The organism is Candidatus Nanopelagicus abundans (assembly GCF_002288305.1).
Lineage (GTDB): Bacteria > Actinomycetota > Actinomycetes > Nanopelagicales > Nanopelagicaceae > Nanopelagicus > Nanopelagicus abundans.
Genome location: NZ_CP016779.1, coordinates 670,273 through 691,970, shown reverse-complemented (window position 1 = coordinate 691,970; position 21,698 = coordinate 670,273). Strand labels below are relative to the sequence as shown.

Annotated in this window: 20 protein-coding genes; 19 read left to right on the top strand and 1 reads right to left on the bottom strand. The window is 40.0% G+C overall.

Annotated elements, in window-relative coordinates; genetic code table 11:
- The first annotated feature begins 40 nt into the window (after positions 1 to 40).
- The 16 genes from rsmH (at position 41) to B1sIIB91_RS03495 (ending at position 16,245) form a co-directional block, all read left to right on the top strand.
- Positions 41 to 994 carry a 16S rRNA (cytosine(1402)-N(4))-methyltransferase RsmH gene (gene rsmH, locus B1sIIB91_RS03570; protein ID WP_095688243.1) on the top strand — a complete coding sequence of 318 codons (954 nt, stop codon included), beginning with the start codon at positions 41 to 43 and terminating at the stop codon, positions 992 to 994.
- A complete protein-coding gene (gene ftsL, locus B1sIIB91_RS03565; protein WP_095688242.1) occupies positions 994 to 1,374 on the top strand; it encodes a cell division protein FtsL in 381 nt (126 codons plus the stop codon). Before rsmH ends, ftsL begins: the two co-directional genes overlap by 1 nt.
- Positions 1,374 to 3,182 carry a peptidoglycan D,D-transpeptidase FtsI family protein gene (locus B1sIIB91_RS03560; protein ID WP_095688241.1) on the top strand — a complete coding sequence of 603 codons (1,809 nt, stop codon included), beginning with the start codon at positions 1,374 to 1,376 and terminating at the stop codon, positions 3,180 to 3,182. The genes ftsL and B1sIIB91_RS03560 overlap by 1 nt, the downstream gene beginning before the upstream one ends.
- Positions 3,183 to 3,185: 3 nt before the next feature.
- Entirely contained in the window at positions 3,186 to 4,655 is a 1,470-nt protein-coding gene (locus B1sIIB91_RS03555) for a UDP-N-acetylmuramoyl-L-alanyl-D-glutamate--2,6-diaminopimelate ligase (protein WP_095688240.1), read from the top strand.
- Entirely contained in the window at positions 4,652 to 6,031 is a 1,380-nt protein-coding gene (locus B1sIIB91_RS03550) for a UDP-N-acetylmuramoyl-tripeptide--D-alanyl-D-alanine ligase (RefSeq protein WP_095688239.1), read from the top strand. The genes B1sIIB91_RS03555 and B1sIIB91_RS03550 overlap by 4 nt, the downstream gene beginning before the upstream one ends.
- Positions 6,028 to 7,086, top strand: a complete 1,059-nt coding sequence (mraY, locus tag B1sIIB91_RS03545; protein WP_095688238.1) for a phospho-N-acetylmuramoyl-pentapeptide-transferase — start codon at positions 6,028 to 6,030, stop codon at positions 7,084 to 7,086. The genes B1sIIB91_RS03550 and mraY overlap by 4 nt, the downstream gene beginning before the upstream one ends.
- Positions 7,086 to 8,435, top strand: a complete 1,350-nt coding sequence (gene murD / locus B1sIIB91_RS03540; RefSeq protein ID WP_095688680.1) for a UDP-N-acetylmuramoyl-L-alanine--D-glutamate ligase — start codon at positions 7,086 to 7,088, stop codon at positions 8,433 to 8,435. Before mraY ends, murD begins: the two co-directional genes overlap by 1 nt.
- A 1-nt stretch (position 8,436) precedes the next feature.
- The gene (gene ftsW / locus B1sIIB91_RS03535; RefSeq protein WP_095688237.1) at positions 8,437 to 9,618 is read left to right on the top strand and encodes a putative lipid II flippase FtsW; all 1,182 of its coding nucleotides are present in this window, start codon (positions 8,437 to 8,439) and stop codon (positions 9,616 to 9,618) included.
- Positions 9,615 to 10,706 carry a UDP-N-acetylglucosamine--N-acetylmuramyl-(pentapeptide) pyrophosphoryl-undecaprenol N-acetylglucosamine transferase gene (locus B1sIIB91_RS03530; RefSeq protein ID WP_095688236.1) on the top strand — a complete coding sequence of 364 codons (1,092 nt, stop codon included), beginning with the start codon at positions 9,615 to 9,617 and terminating at the stop codon, positions 10,704 to 10,706. Before ftsW ends, B1sIIB91_RS03530 begins: the two co-directional genes overlap by 4 nt.
- Entirely contained in the window at positions 10,703 to 12,106 is a 1,404-nt protein-coding gene (gene murC / locus B1sIIB91_RS03525) for a UDP-N-acetylmuramate--L-alanine ligase (protein ID WP_095688235.1), read from the top strand. The genes B1sIIB91_RS03530 and murC overlap by 4 nt, the downstream gene beginning before the upstream one ends.
- 6 nt (positions 12,107 to 12,112) lie before the next feature.
- Positions 12,113 to 12,844, top strand: coding sequence for a cell division protein FtsQ/DivIB (locus B1sIIB91_RS03520; RefSeq protein ID WP_095688234.1), 732 nt, complete (start codon positions 12,113 to 12,115; stop codon positions 12,842 to 12,844).
- Between the two features lie 190 nt (positions 12,845 to 13,034).
- Positions 13,035 to 14,177, top strand: a complete 1,143-nt coding sequence (ftsZ, locus tag B1sIIB91_RS03515) for a cell division protein FtsZ (RefSeq protein ID WP_095688233.1) — start codon at positions 13,035 to 13,037, stop codon at positions 14,175 to 14,177.
- 9 nt (positions 14,178 to 14,186) lie between these two features.
- On the top strand, positions 14,187 to 14,801 hold the full coding sequence (locus tag B1sIIB91_RS03510; RefSeq protein WP_095688232.1) for a purine nucleoside phosphorylase YfiH/LACC1 family protein: 615 nt from the start codon (positions 14,187 to 14,189) through the stop codon (positions 14,799 to 14,801).
- Positions 14,798 to 15,484 carry a YggS family pyridoxal phosphate-dependent enzyme gene (locus B1sIIB91_RS03505; RefSeq protein WP_095688231.1) on the top strand — a complete coding sequence of 229 codons (687 nt, stop codon included), beginning with the start codon at positions 14,798 to 14,800 and terminating at the stop codon, positions 15,482 to 15,484. Before B1sIIB91_RS03510 ends, B1sIIB91_RS03505 begins: the two co-directional genes overlap by 4 nt.
- A 10-nt stretch (positions 15,485 to 15,494) precedes the next feature.
- A complete protein-coding gene (locus tag B1sIIB91_RS06145) occupies positions 15,495 to 15,947 on the top strand; it encodes a cell division protein SepF (protein ID WP_095688230.1) in 453 nt (150 codons plus the stop codon).
- A gap of 13 nt (positions 15,948 to 15,960) precedes the next feature.
- The gene (locus B1sIIB91_RS03495) at positions 15,961 to 16,245 is read left to right on the top strand and encodes a YggT family protein (protein WP_095688229.1); all 285 of its coding nucleotides are present in this window, start codon (positions 15,961 to 15,963) and stop codon (positions 16,243 to 16,245) included.
- Here the strand turns inward: B1sIIB91_RS03495 and ileS are convergent, their stop codons facing one another.
- Positions 16,246 to 19,392, bottom strand: a complete 3,147-nt coding sequence (ileS, locus tag B1sIIB91_RS03490; protein ID WP_223298574.1) for an isoleucine--tRNA ligase — start codon at positions 19,390 to 19,392, stop codon at positions 16,246 to 16,248.
- Between the two features lie 112 nt (positions 19,393 to 19,504).
- On the opposite strand from ileS, the gene B1sIIB91_RS03485 reads away from it, so the two are divergent.
- Genes B1sIIB91_RS03485 through B1sIIB91_RS03475 form a run of 3 tightly spaced genes read left to right on the top strand, consistent with a single transcriptional unit; the run spans position 19,505 to position 21,689 of the window.
- Entirely contained in the window at positions 19,505 to 20,272 is a 768-nt protein-coding gene (locus B1sIIB91_RS03485; protein ID WP_095688228.1) for a TraR/DksA family transcriptional regulator, read from the top strand.
- On the top strand, positions 20,269 to 20,754 hold the full coding sequence (locus tag B1sIIB91_RS03480; protein ID WP_095688227.1) for a signal peptidase II: 486 nt from the start codon (positions 20,269 to 20,271) through the stop codon (positions 20,752 to 20,754). Before B1sIIB91_RS03485 ends, B1sIIB91_RS03480 begins: the two co-directional genes overlap by 4 nt.
- On the top strand, positions 20,751 to 21,689 hold the full coding sequence (locus B1sIIB91_RS03475) for an RluA family pseudouridine synthase (RefSeq protein ID WP_095688226.1): 939 nt from the start codon (positions 20,751 to 20,753) through the stop codon (positions 21,687 to 21,689). Before B1sIIB91_RS03480 ends, B1sIIB91_RS03475 begins: the two co-directional genes overlap by 4 nt.
- Positions 21,690 to 21,698: the final 9 nt, after the last annotated feature.

Below are 21,698 nucleotides of genomic sequence, written 5' to 3'. Positions count from 1 at the left end.
AAAGTTATAAAGAACTATAAAAGAGAAAGAGGGGGAGGCAATGAACGCGAATGTTACACACATTCCAGTTGCGTTAGAGCAATGCATAAACATGCTAGCCCCTGCAATCATAAATAAAAAGAACCCAGTTTTAATTGATGCCACCTTGGGATTAGGTGGACATGCAAAGGTATTTTTAGAGCGTTTTGAGAATTTAAAATTAATTGGAATAGATAGAGATCTAAACGCCTTAGAGATTGCAAAGGCAAATCTAGCCCAGTATGTAAAGCAAATCTCCTTTAGTCACACTACTTATGATCAAATCCAACTTGCACTTAGTGAGGCCAATGTAAAGGCAGCCGATGCAATCCTTTTTGATTTAGGTGTTTCATCTATGCAACTAGATCAGGCGGATCGGGGATTTTCATACTCGCAAGAAGCACCACTAGATATGAGAATGGATCAAAGTAGCCCAACTACAGCAGCCATAATATTAAACACCTATACCCATGGCCAGTTAGCTAAATTACTACAAAATTATGGAGAAGAGAAGTTTGCTAGCAAAATCGCTGAAAATATTATTAAGGCTAGAGAGAAAGCAGCTCTTAATACCACCAAAGACTTAGCTGAGATTGTTAAAGACTCAATTCCAGCACCAGCAAGGCGCACTGGCGGTAATCCAGCAAAGCGAACCTTTCAAGCACTTCGAATTGAGGTTAATCAGGAGCTGACAATACTGGAGCGAGCTATTCCAGAGGCGTTATCAGCTTTAACTATCGGCGGTCGCCTTGTTGTTATGTCCTATCAATCACTTGAGGACCGAATAGTAAAGAACCATTTTATGCAGGTAAGTAAATCTAAAACTCCGTTGCAGTTACCAGTTGAGTTGCCAGATTCTGCAGCTAGTTACAAGTTGCTTATAAGTGGTAGCCAAGGCGCTGATGAGGATGAGCAGGATAGTAATCCACGCTCACAATCTATGAGACTTAGAGCAATTGAGCGGGTGGCTGCCTAATGGCGATATTTGACTTAGCACCTGCGATTGAAATCTCGCGCAAAATAGTTAGAGAAAAAACAAATCAAGTAGTGCTGCGTTTAGTACCAGATACGAAAACCGGTCAGGTGGCAGCAGATCGTACTTTTGGAATGTTCTTGGTAGGTATATTTACAATTGGATTATTAGCTTTATTGGTAATAAATACAGCACTCGCTGAGGATGCATTTGTACTACAAGATTTAAAGCAACAGGCACAGGTACTCACTGATGAGCGCGAAGCTATTTTACGTGAGCTAGCAGCCCAATCATCTCCAGATAAATTAGCGCAAAGTGCAATTGATCTTGGAATGGTAGCTTTAAATAAGATGCATTTTTTAGACTTATCGGTGGTTAAATAATGAATCATCAACAATTAGTTCAAGACCGAATTCGAAAGATCGTAGCAATTGCAATTGTAATTTTTTTACTATTTGGACTTAGGTTAATTGAGATTCAAGCAATTCGCGCAAAGGGTTATGTTGAGCGAGCAGATAATGAGTTAAGTAAATCAGCCACCTTACTTGCACCTAGAGGAGATATTTACGACATTAATGGTGTCGAACTTGCTCGAAGTATTTCAGCGATAAATATCGCAGTTGATCAAACAGTTGTTAATGACCCAGTTAATGCAGCAATGGTGGTTGCGCCAATTCTTGGGATGAATCCAGCAGAGTTATTGCCAAGTCTTACTGGCCAAAAGCGTTATGTTTTAATAGCTAAGGATGTACAGCCATCTGTTTGGCGAGAGGTGAATGATGCCATTATTTCTTACAATACAAGAGTAGTTAAAACTAAGAGTGACCTCAATAAGCGCATAGGTGGCTTTGTGCCAGAGCGTAGTTATATTCGAGATTATCCAAGTGGAAAATTAACCGCTTCACTTATTGGAGTAGTAAATGATCAAGGAGTTGGATCTGGTGGACTTGAAAGCAGCTTAAATAGCATCTTATCCGGCACAAATGGAAAGTACGTATACGCGAATGGTCGCGGAAATATTATCCCTGGCTCTGAAGAAATAAGAGTTGAAGCAAAATCGGGTACAAGTATTCGATTAACAATTGATCGTGATGTTCAATGGGTAGCCCAAAACGCGATAAGCCAAGCGGTTGCATCGTCAAAAGCAAAATCAGGCACAGTCATTGTGATGGACCCAAAAACTGGTGAAATTCTTGCACAAGCAAGTGCGCCTACCTTTGATCCAAATGTACCGAGTTCAATTACAGTAGATAAATTAAATAATCCATCAGTGCAAGAGGTTTATGAACCAGGTTCAACTGGCAAGGTAATTACTGTGGCAGCTGCGATGGAGGAAGGCTTAATTACACCTGAGAGTGTCTTTTCAATTCCATACTCAATGAAAGTATCTGATGGTGTATTTAAAGATCATGAAAAGCACCCTACGCAAAGGCTAACTACTACAGGTTTATTAGCAGTTTCTAGTAATACTGGTTCAATTCAAATTGGCCAAAAACTAGGTAAAGATAATCTGTATAAATATCTAACTAAATTTGGAATTGGGCAGAGTACAAACTCGAAACTACCTGGTGAATCTGCCGGTATTTTACATCCCGTTAAGGATTGGTCTGGAACATCACTTCCTACAATTTCATTTGGACAGGGCTATTCACTAACAGCAATGCAATCCACCTCAGTCTTTGCCACAATTGCTAATAATGGAGTTAGAGTAAAACCTTCAATTCTTGCTGGTGTTGTTGATGAAAGTGGCAAATACACGCCTTCTGCAGCAAATGAATCAACTCGAGTACTAAGTGAGCAGACAGCAATAAATATGCGCGCAATGATGGAGAATGTAGTTTCAAAAAATGGTACAGCACCGTCTGCCGCAATTGATGGCTATCGAGTTGCTGGTAAAACTGGTACTGCCCAAAGATATAACACCGCTTGTAGGTGTTACAGCGGATACACCGCATCATTTATTGGATTTGCACCAGCTGATCAACCTAAGTACGTAGTTAGTGTGACTATTCAAGATCCAAAGGGCATGCATTGGGGCGGTGTGCTTGCCGGGCCGGTATTTAAAAAAGTTATGGGATTTGTCCTGCAAAATCAGCGTATTTCACCCACTCCTGAAACTAAAACTTTCTACTCATTAACAGAGGCAGCTCTTAAGCAGCGCAGTAAAATTACTCCAAAGAGTGGAGCATGATTAATGAGCACCAGACCAGCACAAGTAGTGCAGAAATCTCTTTCCACTTTTGATAAAAGCATTTTTGACAAAGATATTAAAATTTCTGGAATTGCAATTAATGCAGCTCAGGTAAAAAAGGGTGACATATTTGTTGCCTTAGCTGGAACCAAAACTCATGGTGCAAATTTTGTTGATCAAGCAATTCAAAACGGTGCGGTAGCAGTTTTAAGTGATAAAAACCTTGACCTTTCGATACCAAGCTTTATTCATCCATCACCGCGGGAAATCCTAGGAGAGTTATCAGCATGGGTTTATGAAAAACCATTTACTAAACTGACCGCAATTGGTATTACTGGTACAAATGGAAAAACTACAACTAGCAATATTCTTAAACAGATTTGGCAATTATGTGGGTTAAATTCAGGATTAATTGGAACATTAGGAGTTGAAGTTGGTAGTCAATCACTTGATGGCGTGAGAACCACCCCAGAAGCAGATGAGCTGCAAGCATTAGCTGCGTTGATGGTGAGTAAAGATTTAAGCCACCTTGTAATGGAGGTCAGTAGTCACGGCCTTGATCAATTAAGAGTTAAAGGTGCAAAGTTTAAAGTTGTTGGATTCTCAAATCTGACTCAGGATCACTTGGATTACCATAAAAATATGGATAATTACTTTAGCGCGAAGGCAAAGCTATTTTCGAAAGAATATGCAGAAAGTGCAGTAATTAATATTGATGATCAATATGGATTAAAACTTAGTAAGCAATTATCTATTCCTACCCAAACAGTATCTCGAGATAACAAAAATGCGAATTGGTATTATGAAAAAGTAAAACCAAGTCATGATGGGTTTGAGGTAGAAATCAATAGCAAAGATGGCAAGAAAATTAGCGGAAAGTTTCCATTGATAGGTGAATTTAATTTAGATAATCTTCTACTAGCAGTTGCTCTAGCAAGTATGGCTGGACTAGATGAAGTTAAAATTTCATCTGCTATCACAAAATTGACGAGTGTGCCGGGTCGATTAGAACAGATTAAAGTTGGTCAAGGATTTACTGCATTAGTTGACTACGCGCATACACCTGACGCGGTAGCGAGAGTTTTAGAAATAGCAGCTAAATTTACTAAAGGTAAAGTGATTGCAGTTCTAGGTTGTGGTGGCGATAGAGATATTTCAAAGCGCCCACTAATGGGACAAGCACTTTTCATCGGTAGTGATAAAGCAATCTTCACAAGCGATAATCCACGAAGCGAATCTGTAGATGAGATTCTTAAAGCAATGGTCGCTGGAATTGATCTTGCTGATAAAGGGTTTGTAATTAAAGATCGCCGAGCAGCAATTGATTTTGCAGTAGCACAGGCATCTGCAGGTGATTGTCTATTGGTTCTAGGAAAGGGACATGAAAGTGGCCAAGAAGTTAATGGAATCATTACAACATTTGATGATCGAATAGAGCTAGCTGATTCAATAAAGCAGGCACTAAAAAAATGATAAAAACTACAGCCGCAGAACTTGCAAAAATTCTCTCGGGTAAGTTAGAGAATCTATCTGCAGATACAGTTATCGATCAGTACCCAGTAATTAACTCTGCAAATGCAAAGAATGGAACATTTTTTGTTGCATTTGAGGGAGTAAATGTTGATGGCCATTCTTTTGTCGAAGACGCAATTAAATCTGGCGCGAAATTTGCATTAGTTTCAAAGCCCGTTAGTGCACCATCAATTGTTGTAGCAGATTTAAGTCAGGCACTTTTAACCCTAGCCGAGTTTGTAAGAGGGCAACTTCCTGAAATGAAAGTTATAGGTATCACTGGGTCACAAGGTAAAACGACAACAAAAGAATTTTTATATTCAATATTAAAATCAGTAGGTGAGTGTGTTGCAACTGAGGCAAACTTTAATACTGAGATTGGTGTTCCATTAACACTTCTAAGATGTAAAGAGAGCACAAAGTTTTGTATTGTTGAAATGGGTGCTAGGCACTTAGGTGATATCGCAAAATTAACTAAGGTCAGTTCACCAGATGTCGGCGTAGTTTTAGCTGTTGGCTCAGCTCATATTGGTGAGTTTGGATCAATTGAAGCGATTGCTAAAACTAAATCAGAATTAATTACTAATTTGTCAGCTGGAAAATCTGCTGTTCTTGGCAGCTACGACAGTTGGACTCCAAAAATGGCTACTAATTTACCTCTTGAAGTAATTAATTTTGGTGAATCTGCAATGGTTAGAGCAGCAGATATTCAACTACCTGGTGGTTATGCCCACTTTGAATTGGTAACTCCAAATGGGCGAAATCCAGTTTCACTTCAATTATTAGGTGAGCATCAGATTCCAAACGCACTTGGCGCAGCAGCAGCAGCTTTTGCCCTTGGAATTAGTAATGAAGTAATTGCACTCGGACTAACAACTGCAGATCTTGGTAGTAAGTGGCGTATGCAGATTGAGGAGTTAAATGGCTTAAAGATTATTAATGACTACTACAACGCAAATCCTGAGAGTATGAAAGCTGCACTTAAAACTTTAGTTTTACTAAGTCAAGAAAATGGTGGGTCATCTTGGGCAATTCTTGGAAAAATGCATGAGTTAGGTGCTATCGAAGAAGAGGCTCACAGACAAATAGCTATGTACTGTGAGGAAATTGGGGTAGATCATCTGCTTAGTGTGGGCACTGACCTATATAGACTCTCTAAAAATGAATCAAATCTGAAAAATATGGTGGTGCATCACTGCCCAAATACCAATGCTGTTTTAGAGTTAGTCAGTAATTTCTCACATGGAGATGTGGTTTTACTAAAAGCTTCACGATCTGAGAAATTTGAAGATCTTGCAGATTTAATTACCAATAAATGGAATGGAGGGCAATCGTGAGAGGAATACTACTTTCTGGCGCAATTGCATCCATCTTTGCTTTTTTTGCAACTCCATTACTAATTAAATTACTAACTAAAAAAGGCTATGGGCAAATTATTCGAGATGATGGACCTACCACTCACCAAGTTAAGCGTGGTACCCCCACTATGGGTGGATTAGTATTAATAACAGCAGTGGTAGTTGGATATGGACTTAGCCATTTAATTAATGGTGTTGCAGTCACTACATCTGCCCTCTTGGTAATTGCTTTAATAATTGGCTTAGGTTTTGTTGGCTTTATAGATGATTATCTTAAAGTGGCAAAACAAAAGTCACTTGGATTAAATGCCAAACAAAAGCTACTTGGACAAGCAATTGTTGCTGGCGGCTTTGCATATGCAGGTTTGCAATTTCCTGATCAAGGCGGATTAACGCCAATATCTTCTTATCTTTCAACAGTTCGTGATACTTCAATAAAGATGGGACTTGTCTTAGTAATAATTTGGGTAATTTTAATGGTGTTAGGAACAAGTAATGGGGTTAATTTAACTGATGGCCTTGATGGATTAGCTACTGGCGCAGCAGTTATGGTGTTTACAGCATTTATTTTGATCGGTGTTTGGGAGTTTGGACAAAGTTGCGCCGTTTCACCTGGGCTTAAATGTTATGCAGTTCGTGATCCACTTGATTTAGCAGTACTTGCAGCAGCACTTGCTGGTGCATGTGGTGGCTTCTTATGGTGGAACGCTTCACCTGCGAAGATATTTATGGGAGATGTTGGCTCATTAGCATTAGGCGGAGCCCTTGCAGGGCTAGCAATAACTCTTAGGATTCAGTTGTTACTAGTAGTGCTTGGATTTATTTTTGTATTAATTACATCATCAGTAATTATTCAAGTTGCATATTTTAAAATTACTGGTGGTAAGCGGATATTTAAAATGGCTCCCCTACAACATCATTTTGAGTTAATTGGTTGGGGTGAGGTAACAATTGTCATTAGATTCTGGATTATTTCAAGCCTTGGGGTTGCTGCAGGTTTAGGCCTGTTCTATGCCCAGTGGGTTGTGGCTTAATGAATTTTGTTCAGTCACTGGCTGGAAAAAACTGTTTAGTTATTGGTGCTGGTGTCACGGGTATGGCTTGTCAGGAGGCCTTAGTTAATTTTGGTGCTAATTCCAAACTTTTTGATGAAAAAGTAAAAGCTGGCGCAGATATTGTGAATGAAATTCCAAGCGGAGTGGAGTTAGCAATTATTTCTCCTGGCTGGCGAGATGATCACTTGGTAATTAGCAAACTTAGATCAGATGGAGTTGAGATTTTAAGTGAGATTGATTTTGCTTGGCAGGTTAAGCAAGTACTTGCCCCTTCACAAAAATGGATTGCGCTAACTGGTACTAATGGCAAAACCACAACAATTAAAATGGTTGAATCTATTTTTAAGGCAGCAAAAATTAACGGCGCAGCATGTGGCAATGTTGGAGAAACTGTGATTGCATCGGTTTGCGCTAAAAAACCATTAGATTATCTTGCGATTGAACTTTCATCATTTCAGATCCATTGGAGTAATTTGCCGAAGTATGAATCTGTTGCAGTGCTTAATATTGCAGAAGATCATATTGATTGGCACGGTAGTTTTGAGGCTTACTCGCAAGCAAAGCTAAAACTGCTTAAGCATTCAAATAAAGTGATACTAAATAAGTCTGATTCAGAATTATCTCGTAGAACTTCTAGTGATTTAATTACGTGGTTCTCACTAGATACTCCAAATGCAGGTGAACTTGGGGTTGTGGAGAATCTTTTAATTGATCGCGCATTCTCTGCTTCACCTAGCCAAGCAAATGAGATAGCTGAACTAGTAGATATAACGCCAACTGTTCCACACAATGTTTTAAATGCCCTAGCTGCAGCTGCACTTGCTCTATCAATTGGCATTAAATATGAGGATATCAAAATTGGATTAAAGAATTTTTCACCCGACCATCATCGAATGGAATTAGTACTTAGTAAGAATGAGATTAATTGGATCGATGACTCAAAAGCAACTAATCCGCATGCCGCCGCCGCATCATTACTTTCAAACTTTAAAGTAGTTTGGATTGCTGGTGGGCTAGCAAAGGGTGCAAGTATGAGTGACCTAGTTAAAAGATGCGCATCTAGAATTAAGGCTGTTATTTTAATTGGGGAAGATCGCGAATTAATTGCGAAGGCTATTGGAGATTATTCACCGAAGATTGAAGTGGTAAGAGTTAATCAATTAAGTGATGCTAAAACGTTAATGAATGATGTAGTAAGTGCTGCGATCAAATTAGCCCAGCCTGGTGATACCGTTTTATTGGCTCCAGCTTGTGCCTCAATGGACCAATTTGATTCCTACGTGCAGCGTGGACAGTTATTTGCTCAAGCCGTGAAAGCGCAGGTTTAGTATGGCTAATAATTTAACGGTTAGAAAATATTCAAAAATACTTACCCGCCCAGAGTTACCATATTTTCTAATAATCTGGAGCACCATATTTTTATGCGCCCTTGGTCTAACTATGGTTTTATCTTCCTCAACAGTCACATCCTTACAGGAAAGTGGTAATAGTTACTCAATATTTATCAGGCAGTTCTTATTCTTAATTCTTGGCGCAGCCACAGCATATTGGGCATTTAAAGTGCAAGGTGCCATTTGGTTAAGATTAGCCAAAGTAAGTCTAACGATTTCAATATTTATATTACTACTCCCATTTATTCCCAATCTAGGAAAAAATATCAATGGAAATAGGAACTGGATTGAGATTGCCGGCTTCACACTACAGCCGTCAGAGTTTGCTAAATTTGGATTAATTCTTTGGTGTGCATTTCAATTACGAAGGATCGATCTAGTTGCAGGTAAAAATCCTATTGGTTTAATTTTCCCTGGTTTAGTGGTTATTGAGGGATTAATTATATTAGAGAGGGATTTAGGAACTGCATTACTAGTTTTAATTATTTTTGGTGGTATTTTATTTGTATCTGGCGCACCAATTAAGAATTTTATCGCAGTAGCTATTTTAGCTAGCGTTATTAGTGCGGTACTTATATTTAGTAATAGCTATCGAATGAGCAGATTTGCTGCTCTTTTTGATCCATTTGATGAGAGGTATTACAAGTTCTCTGGTTGGCAACCAGCCCACAGCATTATGGGGTTAGCAAGTGGTGGCCTTTGGGGAAGTGGGCTTGGGGCAAGCAAGCAAAAATGGGCTAATTTAGCTGAAGCTCATACTGATTTTATTTTTTCAGTAATTGGTGAAGAGCTCGGACTATTAGGAACACTTCTAGTCTTAGCCCTTTATGCAGCTTTGATTTATTCTATGTTGCGAATTGCTATTAAAACTAAAGATGATTTTTCAAGATATGCAACCGCAGGAATTGCATGCTGGTTTATTGCCCAAGTAACTGTGAATATCGGATCAGTTACATCGATAATTCCAGTAATTGGAGTTACTTTGCCATTTATCTCATATGGAGGTTCATCTTTGCTGGCTAATCTGCTTGCAGTTGGCTATGTATTAGGTGTTGCAAGGCGAACACCGGAGATATCTGAAGGTATTAAGTTAAGCAGGATGAGAAAATTAGGCAGATGACTCCTAAAATAATTTTTGCAGGTGGTGGCACTGCTGGCCATGTTGAACCAGCGTTAGCTGTTGCAAATTGGCTTAGAGATAAAAAGCCGGATTGGCAGTATCAATTTGTTGGCACAAAAACTGGTCTTGAAAATCAACTTGTTCCAGAGGCAGGTTTTGAGCTTGTCCATATTCCTAAGGTATTAATGCCAAGGCAGTTAACTCCTGGTGCATTATTTTGGCCAGTTAGAATTCTGCTAGCAACTTGGAAAGGTATTAAAATCTGCAAAGATGCTGATTTAATTATTGGATTTGGTGGTTATGCCTGCCCACCGCTCTATTTAGCTGGTGCGCTTCTGCGCAAGCCAATATTTATTCATGAAGCAAATGCAATTCCAGGTTGGGCCAATAAATTAGGTGCTCCTTTTGCGCGCAAAATTTTTATTGCTTTTTCTCGGGCAGGGTTAAAAATCGGGAGATGGAGAAATGCCAAATTAAGTGGCATGCCAATCAGAGCAGAGATAATTTCTAGTACCTACCAATCTCAAGAAGGAATTGCTGTTAAACGCAAAGAGCAATTAGAAAAATGGCGACTTTCTGCTGATAAGCAAACCGTTTTAGTTTTCGGCGGATCACTTGGCTCTCGTCATATCAACGAAGCAATCTTGCAGTCTCTTTCTAGCTTTACCGAAAAAGGTGTGCAGGTCGTTCATTCAGTTGGGCGCAATAATCCATTACCAACTAGAACAGAAAATTATCTTGCCCTCGCATATATCGAAGATATGGCATCTGCTTACCATGCAGTTGACCTTGTAATCGCAAGAAGTGGCGCACTGACCTGTGCTGAACTTGCAGCAGTTGGAAAATTTGCAGTTTTAATTCCACTGCCAATTGGAAATGGTGAGCAAGCAGCAAATGCCTCTGATTTACAAACCGCCGGAGCAGCAATCGTTGTGGCTGATGATAAATTTAATTCAGGCTGGCTTTCAAGCAACTGGGATGAAATTTGGCGCAGTGCCACAGGGTATCAAGGAACTGCTAACACTGAGTTATCAGCAAGTGAGTTAATTGGAAATGCAATTATTCAGGAGGTCAGTGGAGATAAATGAGTTTAAAAACTGATTACTCACTATCTGAATTAGCAAAACTAAATATCCATTTTATTGGTATTGGTGGTTCTGGTATGAGTGGAATTGCCAGAATAATGTTAGCCAAAGGCTTTACAGTTTCTGGTTCAGATAAAAATGATTCAGCAATGCTTACCTCTTTAAAAGCACTTGGTGCAAAAGTAGAAGTTGGACATAAACAAGAGAATTTGGGAGCAGCTGATCTAGTAATTATTTCAGCCGCGATTGATGAAAATAATCCAGAGTTAGCCCTAGCGCGTAAAAAGATGATCCCTGTGGCGGCTAGAGCCCAAGCTTTAGCATGGTTAATGTCAGAATCCACATCAATTGCAGTTGCTGGTACACATGGTAAGACCACAACAACTGCAATGTTGGCGGTGGCGTTACAAACAGCTGGAGCTGACCCATCTTTTGCAGTTGGTGGAACAATTAACACAGCTGGCACAAATGCTCACAGTGGTAGTGGATCAATCTTTATTGCCGAAGCAGATGAGTCTGATGGATCATTTTTAGCGTATAAGCCAAGTGGAGCCATCATCACAAATGTTGAGTTAGACCATGTTGACCACTTTGCTGATGAAGAGGCAGTTTTTAAAGTGTTTGAGCAATTTATTTCCTCCATTCAAGATAATGGATTTTTAGTTGCCTGCGGAGATGACGCAGGAGTTAAACAACTACTTACTCGGATAACTAGAAAAGACCTGAAGATATTGTTATATGGACAGGGTGAAAATAATGATTTCCAAATCCAGCGAATTCAACTAGACCCGTTATCTTCCCTAGCCACAGTTTCAAGTACTGGCCGCAGGGTTGGTGAGTTAAGTCTTTCAGTTGTTGGAAAGCACAATCTGCTAAATGCATTAGCCGCCTTTACGGCAGCAAGTGCCTTAAATATGGCAGAAGATAAGTTATTCGCTGGGCTTAAGAGCTTTACCGGAACCCGGCGCAGATTTGAATTAAAAGGTGAGGTTTCTGGAGTTAAGGTAATTGATGATTATGGCCATCATCCGACTGAAATAATAGCAACCTTAACTGCAGCTAAAAATTTAGCCCAATCTGCTCGAGTGCTAGTTATTTTTCAGCCTCATAGATACTCAAGAACGGCTGCCTTTTCAGAACAATTTAGTGCAGCATTATCAAATGCTGATTTTACTTTTCTACTAGAAGTTTACGCAGCTAGTGAGAAGCCAATTCCTGGCGTCTCCTCCTTAATGATTGCGCGAAATATGGACCAGAGCAAGGTTAAATTCGAACCTTCGATGTTAGAAGTAGTTTCAGAAATTACAAAAATGGCAAAAAGCGGAGATGTAATTATTACATTAGGAGCAGGAGATATTAGTTCACTAGGAGAACCTATTCTGCAATCACTTGCTGATCGGTAATACTTAATGAGTTTAAGGATTTCTAAGCGGCTAAAGCGATTATTAACATCCATACTGGTAGTTAGCGCAATCTCGGCCTCTGCTTATCTTCTTGGTTGGTCTTCACTTCTTTCAGTAGCACAGGTATCAGTTAATGGTAGTGGTGCTGCGAATCTAGTTTTAAATGAGCTTTCTCGAAATGGGATTGAGCCAAAGCCTGGTGATCAATTAGCCAGGGTGGATGTTAGATCCATAAAAAGAACCCTTAATCAATTAGATTGGATATCTAGCAGTGATGTTTCTAGGAACTGGTTTAATAAAAAGGTCTCAATAGTGGTTCAAGAGAGAGTTGCAATTGCTAAAACGATTTCTGTGCAAAATGCCTCAGTAAATTTTGATAGCAAGGGCTTTATTTTTACACCTACTTCACCAAATCAACTTATGGCGCAAGGTAAATTACCTTCGGTAACAAGTCAGAGTCGCAGTAATGAGGACCTGACCGCAATAGCTACTTTATTAGAGCAAATTCCAAGTGATCTGCGATATTTATTACTAGATCTTGAGTCAATTTCCATCACAAAATCAAGCTTTATTTTGATGGATACCCGACTTAATGCTTCCACTCTTCGCATTAATTGGGGAGGGGCTACTGATATTGGGCAAAAATCAAAAGTATTAACCGCCCTCTTGAAACTACCGGAAAATAAGGCAATTAAACAGGTGGATTTATCGCAGCCAGATTCGCCAATAGTCAGTTAATTTTGATTAAAAGTAAATCTGAATTTGGCATTAATTCTTTATAAAAATCCATAAACTGCATAAATATTTATCTCACTAAATATCGTGTCGGTGTTTGATTGAGATGCCTCTAATGCATACTTTTGCGTAATCGGAAAAGCAATAACTTTAACTCTCAAGTTGAGATTTAGGGCTAGGGAAGAGGCGCAACGTGGCAACACCGCAAAATTATTTAGCTGTAATTAAAGTTGTTGGTATTGGCGGCGGCGGAGTTAATGCTGTTAACCGAATGATTGACGTTGGTTTAAAAGGTGTTGAATTTATTGCAATCAATACAGATGCACAAGCATTGTTAATGTCAGATGCTGATGTGAAATTAGATATTGGTAGAAAGTTAACAAGAGGATTAGGTGCAGGTGCTGCGCCAGAGATTGGTCGTCAAGCAGCTCTTGATCACATTGATGAAATTGAAGAAGTATTACGTGGCGCCGATATGGTTTTTGTTACTGCAGGTGAAGGTGGCGGAACTGGTACTGGCGGTGCTCCAATTGTCGCAAAGGTTGCAAAAGATCTTGGTGCGCTAACAGTTGGTGTAGTTACAAAACCATTTACATTTGAAGGAAAACGTAGAACTGCACAAGCAGATGAAGGAATAGAAAATTTACGAACAGAAGTTGATACTTTAATTGTAATTCCAAACGATCGTCTGCTTGCAATTTCAGATCGTTCAATTAGTGCTCTGGAAGCATTTAGAACTGCTGATCAAGTTTTATTATCTGGAGTTCAAGGAATCACAGACTTAATTACAACACCTGGATTAATAAACCTTGACTTTGCTGATGTTAAAAGCATCATGTCAGGTGCTGGTTCTGCATTGATGGGAATTGGTTCAGCAAGAGGTGAAGCAAGATCTATTCGCGCAGCAGAGCTTGCAATCTCAAGTCCACTTCTTGAAGCTTCAATTGATGGTGCACATGGCGTATTACTTTCAATTGCTGGTGGATCAGATCTTGGTTTATTTGAAATATCAGAGGCCGCTGAATTAGTTGCGCAATCTGCTCACCCAGATGCAAATATTATTTATGGCACTGTAATTGATGATGCCTTAGGTGATGAAGTCCGTGTAACAGTTATTGCAGCAGGCTTTGCTGGTGGTGAACCAAAGCGTGTATTAATGCCAGTGATTAATGCGGCCGCACTAAGTGGTGAAGCAGATCCAATCGCTGCTAATGATCCAATTGCAATTGCACTTGATCTAGATGTTAATGGCGGGGAACCACGCTCACGCAAGCGGATAACTTTTGAAGATTTAGTCGCAGAAGATGAGATCGATATCCCTGATTTCATGCGCTAGGAATCGAGCATGGCTCGGTTGCTCTTTACCTCGCGACACTTCGGCTCACTAGATAATCCACAAGCATCTGATAGCGCAAAACAGCTTTCAAAATTAATTGGCAATCCCATTTATTTTATGAAACAAACGCATGGTAATAAAGTAACTGTGGTCGATAGCCAGAGCTCACCAAATGGGGCAATTTATGATGGTGATGCAGTTGTAACTGATAAACCAAATGTCGCATTAGCAGTGCAGGTAGCTGATTGTCTTCCGCTGCTGCTTATTTCAAAAAGTGTAGTTGCAGCAGTTCACGTTGGCCGCAAGGGGTTATTAAATAAAGTAGCACTAGCTGCGTTAGATCAAATGAAGAAACTGGGCGCAGATCAGATATCTGGGGTGGTTGGCCCGCATATTTGTGGCAACTGTTATGAAGTGGACCCGGTGATGTATGGCGAGATTGTTAAAGAGCATCCAGCAACAGGTGGCAAAAGTAATCACCTAAATCTGTTCGCAGGTCTAAAAGATCAATTAAGTGAAGTTGAAATAACAAGTTTAGGAATTTGCACAAAGGAAAATTCTGACTACTTTTCACACCGCGCAGATGCCACCCTAGGCCGGCAGGTTGGTGTAATTAGCTTATGAACCGTATTGATGAAATTAGTGCAAATCTTGAAAAGGTAAATGAGCAGATCAAGTTAGCGGCTGAAAAAGCTAACCGGTCAACTGGTGAAATAACTTTAATTGCAGTTACTAAAACCTTTCCAGTATCTGATATCGAAATTCTCTATTCTCTTGGTATCCGAGAGTTTGGTGAGAATCGTGATCAGGAGGCAAGTGGGAAGGTTTCACTATTACCAGATGATGTGAAGTGGCATTTTCAAGGCCAGATTCAGAGCAATAAATTAAAATCAATCACATCTTGGGCAAGTTATATACATTCAGTTGATCAACTAAAATATGCGCAAATTATCTCTCAGCACAGCGGTGGCATAGAAAAGCCAATTTTTATTCAGGTCTCACTGGATAAGCCGCCACAGTCTAGATCCGGCGTTAACCCTTCTGATTTAATCGAATTAGCAGGTGCTATTTCTGAGTTACCAGGAATTAGTTTGCAGGGCTTAATGGCAGTTGCCCCAGTTGATTCACCTGCTGAGGAAGCCTTTGCTGAATTAGTGGCTATCCGCAGTGATTTCCTGCGCACTTTCCCAGCTGCTAAATCCTTATCAATTGGGATGAGTGGTGACTATCAAATAGCCATCAAATATGGTGCGACACATATCAGAATTGGCAGTTCAATCCTCGGTATTAGATCTCCGATCGCATAGCCTTTGGTCTATGGCTAGTGCATTTAAGCGGGTTGCAGGTTACCTCGGTCTTATGGATGAGGAAGAGCTTGACCATGGCAATAATCAACTAACTGAGCGAGCACCTAGATTAGTTCGTGCTAATTCAAAATCTGCTGCAAAGTCAAATGTTGAATTACTTCCAGCATCTGCACAAAGTAAAATTATGGATCATATTATTTCGCTAACTCCTAGAACTTATAGTGAAGCCCGATTAATTGGTGAGCATTACCGCGAGGGTAAGCCGGTAATTATGAATTTAAGTGACATGGAAGAGACAGAGCGTAAGCGTTTAGTTGACTTTGCTTCTGGTCTAGTTTTTGGTCACCATGGAAGTATTGAACGAGTAACTCCAAAAGTATTTTTATTAACACCGCCAAATGTTTCAGTTAGTGTTGAAGATAAGAATTCAGCAGCACAAGCAAGTTTTTTTAATCAAAGCTAAAAACCTTTAAACCATGGGTGCAATTTTTGGTTTAATTTACTGGGCTCTTAATCTATTTTTAATTACACTAATCGGCCGTTTAATTTTAGATTACATTCGAATCTTCTCACCAAACTGGCGTCCAAAAGGAGTTGTACTTGCCCTAGCCGAGTTGGTTTATACAATTACCGATAAGCCATTATCTTTTGTTAGGCAGTTTGTGCCACCACTTCGGTTAGGCGCAGTTTCACTTGATCTATCTTTTATTGTTGTGTTTTTTGTTGTGCAATTACTTATGCGTTTAGTTTCTGTTCTTTAATTAGTTTTTAATTAGTTTTAACCACAAGCCGAGTTCATTCTCATCAGATTTTTCGGTGCTAACCTGCTGCATTTGTGTAGCCAATACTTCAGCACTAATTTCTGCCGTTGCTGATGAGATTACCTTTGCTAACTCGGTTGGGCCATTCCAGCTAACTGTTATCCGGTCGCTGACATCTAAACCAATATTTTTACGTTCCTCTTGAATTGCTCTAATTACCTCACGCACTAATCCAGCTCTAATTAACTCTGGAGTTAACTCAAGATCAAGTGCCAAACTTTCACCTGCATGTGAGGCAACAGACCATCCAGTTCGAGGGGTTTCAGTAATTATCAAATCTTCAATTTCAATCTCAATGCCTTTAGACTTACCATTGATTTCAACATTTAATTTAAAGGTTTTATTTTTCCGCAGATCTTTAACCATAGCAGTTGCATCAGTTACCGAGATTTGTTTTGAAATCTCTTGAACATTTGCACCAAATTTTGTGCCAAGGGTGCGAAAGTTTGCCTTTACTGAGATATCTACGAGATCTGATCCAGCCGCATGAATACCATCTAGTGCCAAAATATTTAGCTCATCAGCGATATGAGATTTAATCTCTTCAGATATCTGATCCCAGCCAGGAGCAGAGATTAAGGCGCGAGATAGTGGTTGGCGAATTTTAATTGCTGACTCTGCCCGAGCAGCTCTTCCTAATTCAACTAGTCTTCGCGAAAGTGCAACAGAAGTTGATAATTTTTCATCAATCATCACTTTATCAAATTGTGGAAAGTCTGCTAGGTGAACTGATTCAACTTGATCTGCTTCAGATGATTTAACAAGTTTTTGCCAAACATGTTCAGAGATAAATGGCACCATAGGAGCTAGCAGAAGGGTTAAGTTCTTAAGGCAGAAGTAAAGAGTATTAAGTGCTACTGGGTCACCATCCCAGAAGCGACGACGAGATCTGCGCACATACCAATTTGAGAGATCATCAATAAATGCAGCAAGTAAAGCTCCGGCACCTTGCGAATCAAAACTTTCAAGGGCATCATCTACACCTTTAATTAGTTTATTAAGTTCAGAGAGAATCCAGTGATCCATAAGTGTTAAATCTTTAGGTAGGGATGAAACTTTAAAATCTGCTGCATTTGCATAGAGGGTAAAGAAAGAAATGGTATTCCAGTAGGTAAGCAGAGTTTTTCTAACCACATCTGATATCGCATCATGTCCAACTCTGCGAGCACTCCACGGTGAGCCAGCTGCGAGCATGTACCAGCGCACGGCATCTGCGCCATGTTGGTTCATCAACGGTATTGGCTCTAATACATTTCCTAAATGCTTGCTCATTTTCCTGCCATCTTTATCTAAAATATGGCCAAGGCAAAGCACAGTTTTATATGATGATTTATCAAATACTAAAGTTCCAATTGTCATTAAGGTGTAGAACCAACCACGAGTTTGATCAATTGCTTCACAAATAAAATCTGCAGGATATGCAGCTTTAAATTCCTTTTCAGATTCCGCCTGATGTGGGTAACCCCACTGCGCAAATGGCATTGCCCCTGAGTCATACCAACAATCAATTACCTCAGGCGTACGCTCCATAATCGATGAGCAATCTTTACATTTAAACTTAATATCATCGACAAATGGACGGTGTGGATCTAATTTACTTAACTCTTTACCAGCTAGTTCTCCTAATTCAGATAGTGAACTTACGCAGATTTCATGCTTATTCTCACATCGCCATATTGGAAGTGGCGTTCCCCAATAGCGATTACGAGAAACGGCCCAGTCAATATTATTATTTAACCAATCACCAAAGCGACCAGTTTTAATTGTCTCTGGGTGCCAATCAGTTTTCGAATTCTCACGCAGCAGATCTTTCTTAATTGAGGTTGTCTTGATATACCAGGATGGTTGTGCGTAATACATTAAAGCTGTGTGACATCGCCAGCAATGTGGATAGGAATGCTCAAATTGAGAGCTCTTAAACATTAAATTGCGAGATTTTAAATCCTTAATTAATGCCTTATCTGCTTCTTTAAAAAATACACCACCAACTAATGCGACCTCTTTTTTAAAGTGACCATCGGGTTCAATTGGATTGACTACCGGCAGGTTATATTTTCGACAAACCTCTAAGTCATCAGCACCAAAGGCAGGGGACTGGTGAACTAATCCAGTTCCATCTTCAACTGTTACATAATCAGCTAAAACTACATAGTGAGCATTTTCAATCTCAATGAAATCAAATGGCCTAGTGTATTTAGTGTGCTCTAGTTCGCTGCCTTTAAATGTAGCTAATACCTTTCGGTCCTCTCCTAGAACTGATGCTAGATCTGCAGCAACTACCAACCGTTCAGTTAAATCCTCATTTGTTATTTCAATTACCTGGTACTCCACCTTAGGATTTACTGCAACAGCAGTATTTGCAATTAATGTCCATGGGGTAGTAGTCCAAACCAGCAGGCTTGCTTCTAGTTCTGCTAACTTTCCAGAGGTTGCTTTAAATCTAACAAAAACAGATGGATCCTTAATAGTTTCATAACCTTGTGCTAATTCATGATCGGATAAGCCTGTTCCACATCTTGGGCAATATGGCGCAACCCTATGGTCTTGAACTAGTAATCCTTTTTTCCAAATTTGCGCTAGTGACCACCAAACACTTTCAATATATGCAGGTGACATAGTCCAATAGGCTTCATCAAAATCCACCCAAAAACCCATGCGCTTTGTCATATTAGTGAACTCACCAACATGCCGTTGCACCGATTCACGACACTTTTCATTAAATTCTGCTACACCAAATTTTTCGATGTCTGCTTTTCCAGTAAAACCCAATTCTTTTTCAACTGCAATTTCAACTGGTAATCCATGACAATCCCAACCCGCTTTACGAATTACTTGCTTGCCTTTCATTGTTTGAAAGCGTGGAAATAAATCCTTAAAAACTCTAGCTTCAATATGGTGGGTGCCAGGCATTCCATTTGCAGTAGGAGGGCCTTCATAAAAACTCCAACGCGGTGCACCGTTTCGATTTGCAACTGACTTTTCAAAAATTTGATTTTGTGACCAAAAATCCAAAATACTAGCTTCCATTGATGGAAGATCAATTTGCGCAGGTAAGGCGTTAATTGTGCGCTTCGAGTTCGTATCCACCCTACATTCTAACGCGGGATTGATACCTTTTTCTGAACTCTCATTACGCGCAGGGGTGGCGGTTGGTAATTAGTTGCGACAAGCCATAACCTTTGCCCCTCCAGGAGGTATCGTGGCTATTCGCAAGTTATTTAAGAAATCAGCAAAAAAAAGTAAGAAGCCTTCCATAAAAAAGCCGGCTAAGTCAGCCGTTAAAAAGTCAACGAAAAAAGCACCTGCTAAGAAGGTGGCAAAGCGATCACCAAATATCGTTAAGCCTAAACTTGCTAAGAAAGCAGCATTTAAAAAAGCACCTGGTAAGCCATTTCCAGCTAAGTTACAAACTTCAACTTCAGGTTCCTCAACAACTATTTCTGTAACATCAACAATTCCAAATGCAAATGCAACTCCAATTGTGGAAGAGCGCAGATTAGTTATGTTGCCACCACCAAAGCCAGTGTTAAAGTCAAAGAAAGCAGCAGCACTAAAACCAATTAAAAGTGCGCCAGCTCCACTTGTGGCGACAGCGAGTGAGATGGCATGGAACGCCACTGAGTTAAAAAGCATCAAGGCTGAACTTTCAAAGGATTTAATTAGGTTGCGGAAAGAGTTGGAAACAGCAGAGGCTGAGATGGAAGATTTAGTTGAGGCAGCAGGAGTTGGCGCGGGAGATGACCAAGCAGATGCTGGTGCAAAAACTTTTGAGCGTGAGCATGAAATGTCATTGGTATATAACGCTCGAGACATGGTGCAGCAAACTGAGCGAGCCCTTGAGCGAATTAATAATAAAACTTACGGCAAGTGCGAAGAGTGTGGAAATTTTGTAGGCAAAGCAAGGCTACAAGTTTTTCCAAGAGCAACACTTTGTATGGTTTGTAAACAAAAAGAGGAACGACGCTGAACTATCTTCAGCGCAAATGGTTAGCGGCTACCGCTTTAATAGTTTTTGCCATAGATTATTTAACAAAAGTAGCAGCTCTTAACTATTTATCAGATGAGCCAAAACAAATAATTGGTTCACTGCTGCAATTTCGACTCGTATTTAACTCAGGGGCGGCATTTAATCTTGCTTCAAGTGGCACAATATTCCTATCAAGTTTTGCAATTATTATAGCGGGTGTGATCTTTTATTATGGGAGAAGCGTTAGGTCTAATCCCTGGGCGATCGCCCTTGGCTTAGCGTTGGGCGGAATATTTGGTAATTTATCTGATCGAATTTTTCGCACACCAGGTGCCTTACAGGGTGAGGTTATCGATTGGATTCAAATACCTAACTGGCCAGTCTTTAATATTGCAGATATGTCAGTGGTTAGTGCTGCAATACTGATTACATTTCTAAGTTGGAAAAATGTGCCATTTACTAAAGGTAAGGGGGATCTATGAGTTCACGCGAGGTTAGAAACTTATCAATCCCAGAGGGATTAAATCAGGAACGAGTAGATGCGGCGTTATCTAGATTACTCGGACTATCTCGTAATGTAATTGTTGGATTAATCGAATCAGGTGAAATATCTAAACTTGGTAAACCAATTGGTAAATCTGATCGAGTGATTACTGGAGATCAAATTGAAGTTTTAATGCCAGCTGCTAAAGGTGAAGCAAAGCTAGTTGCAACTCCGATTGATGGTTTAAAAGTTGTCTATGATGATGAGTATTTAATTGTGATTGATAAGCCAGTTGGGATAGCGGCTCATCCAAGTCCTGGTTGGCAGGGCGCGACAGTTGTTGGGGCAATATTTGCTGCCGGTTATCAACTTGCTACATCGGGTGCAGCAGAGCGCCAAGGAGTTGTTCACAGGTTAGATGTTGGAACATCTGGATTAATGGTGGTTGCAAAAAATGAGATTGCATACTCTCATTTAAAAGATCAGTTTCGTGAGCGCACCGTTTCTAAGGTTTACCACGCTTTAGTACAAGGCCATATGGATCCAACCGTTGGCACAATTGATGCGCCAATTGATCGACATCCAAAAGAGGATTATCGATTTGCAGTTGTTGCAAATGGAAAACCAAGTATTACTCACTATAAAACGTTGGAAGCATTCCCAGCTGTTACGTTGCTTGAAATTGAACTAGAGACTGGTAGAACTCATCAGATTAGAGTCCATTTTGCTGCGCTGCACCATCCCTTAGTTGGTGATCTAACCTATGGATCAGATCCAGTACTTGCGCAAAAACTTACAATCACTCGGCCTTGGCTACATGCCAAGCAACTTGCCTTTACCCATCCAGGCAGTGGTGAGCGCCTATCCTTTAACGCTGAGTATCCAGAGGATCTGACACGCTCACTAGCGCTTCTTTCAGATTTAGCCCGCTAGAAATTAAAG